This is a genomic window from Salipiger sp. HF18, assembly GCF_011806505.1.
Taxonomy (GTDB): domain Bacteria; phylum Pseudomonadota; class Alphaproteobacteria; order Rhodobacterales; family Rhodobacteraceae; genus Salipiger; species Salipiger thiooxidans.
The window spans coordinates 1-1717 of sequence record NZ_JAATOS010000689.1 but is presented as its reverse complement, the minus strand read 5'-3'; the positions used below and the strand labels follow the sequence as shown (position 1 = coordinate 1717).

The following is a 1717-nucleotide window of genomic DNA, read 5'->3' as shown; positions in this document are numbered from 1 at the left end:
TAGCGCGGCGCCAAGCTCATTTCTCTCTGCTAGAAGAAGCTCAAGGACGCCGAGTCTCCTTTCTCAGCGATCACCCTCGACGCCAATGTCTCTCCCTCAGTACTGAAGACCTGCGAGGGGCTCTGACCTTCCATGTTCCGTGACAGCCTTGCGGCCGGCGCCAGCGCCGTCGCCGCCCATTTCGACCATGTCATCGGTGCGCTTGCCACGCTGCCGGTGACCGAGGCGATGCGCTACGCCACCGTCGGCGGCAAGGGCCTGCGCGGCTGGCTGGTGCTCGAGGGCGCGCGGCTGCACGGCGTGCCGCAGGCGCAGGCGCTGTGGCCCGCCTGCGCCATCGAGGCGATCCACGCCTACAGCCTCGTGCATGACGACCTGCCCTGCATGGACGACGACGACCTGCGCCGCGGCCTGCCCACGGTGCACCGCAAGTGGGACGAGGCCACCGCCGTTCTGGCGGGCGACGCGCTGCAGGCGCTTGGCTTCGAGCTGGTCGCGGACCCGCGCTGTCACCCGGACGCCGGTGTGCGCGCCGACCTGACGCTGAGCCTCGCCCGCGCGGCGGGGGCCCGTGGCATGGTGCTGGGACAGGCGCTCGACATGGCCGCCGAGACCGCCGACACGCCGCTCACCCTCGACGAGATCACCGCGCTGCAGGCGGGCAAGACCGGGGCGCTGATCACCTGGTCCGCCGAGGCTGGCGCGCGGCTGGCGCAGGCCGATCCGGGCCCGCTCACCGCCTATGCCGACCGGCTCGGCCTCGCCTTCCAGATCGCCGACGACATTCTCGACGTCGAGGGCGACGCAGAGACCGTCGGCAAGGCCGTCGGTAAGGACGCGGGCCGCGGAAAGGCCACGTTTGTTTCCCTGCTGGGGCTCGACCAAGCGAAAACCCGCGCGGAAACCCTTGTGACCGAGGCCTGCGACGCTCTATCTCCCTATGGAGAGCGGGCCGATACCTTGCGGGAGGCCGCCCGCTTCGTTATCTCCCGCCGGAATTGAGTGCCGAGGGACGCCATGACCCATAGCCCGGAAACGCCGCTGCTCGACCGCGTCATCACGCCAGCCGATCTCAAGCGCCTGTCCGATGCCGAGCTGGAACAGCTCGCCCACGAGCTGCGTGCCGAGACCATCGCGGCGGTGTCGCAGACCGGCGGCCACCTGGGCGCCGGCCTCGGCGTGGTCGAACTGACCGTCGCCCTGCACGCGGTGTTCGATGCGCCGCGCGACAAGATCATCTGGGACGTCTCGCACCAGGCCTACCCGCACAAGATCCTCACCGGTCGCCGCGACCGCATCCGCACGCTGCGCATGAAGGACGGGCTGTCGGGATTCACCAAGCGCTCGGAATCGCCCTTCGACCCGTTCGGTGCCGGCCACTCCTCGACCTCGATCAGTGCCGCGCTCGGCTTCGCCGTGGCCCGCGATCTGGGCGGGGTCTGCGACACCGGCTCGGGCGACGCCATCGCGGTGATCGGTGACGGCGCCATGTCCGCGGGCATGGCCTACGAGGCGATGAACAACGCCGGCCATCTCGGCAAGCGGCTGATCGTGATCCTCAACGACAACGAGATGTCGATCGCGCCGCCCACCGGCGCCATGTCCTCGTACCTCTCGAGACTCTACGCCGAGGCGCCCTTCCAGGACCTCAAGGCCGCCGCCAAGGGCGCGGTCTCGCTGCTGCCCGGGCCATTCCGCGAGGGCGCCAAGCGCGCCA

The 1717-nt window shown here is 70.0% G+C and carries 2 protein-coding genes; both read left to right on the top strand.

What is annotated here, in order from left to right:
- The first annotated feature begins 132 nt into the window (after window positions 1–132).
- Complete coding sequence (locus HC022_RS25920) at window positions 133–1002, top strand: polyprenyl synthetase family protein (RefSeq protein WP_167454299.1); 870 nt, start codon at window positions 133–135, stop codon at window positions 1000–1002.
- A gap of 15 nt (window positions 1003–1017) precedes the next feature.
- A partial coding sequence (locus HC022_RS25915) for a 1-deoxy-D-xylulose-5-phosphate synthase N-terminal domain-containing protein (protein ID WP_303049104.1) occupies window positions 1018–1717 on the top strand: 700 nt, incomplete at its 3' end.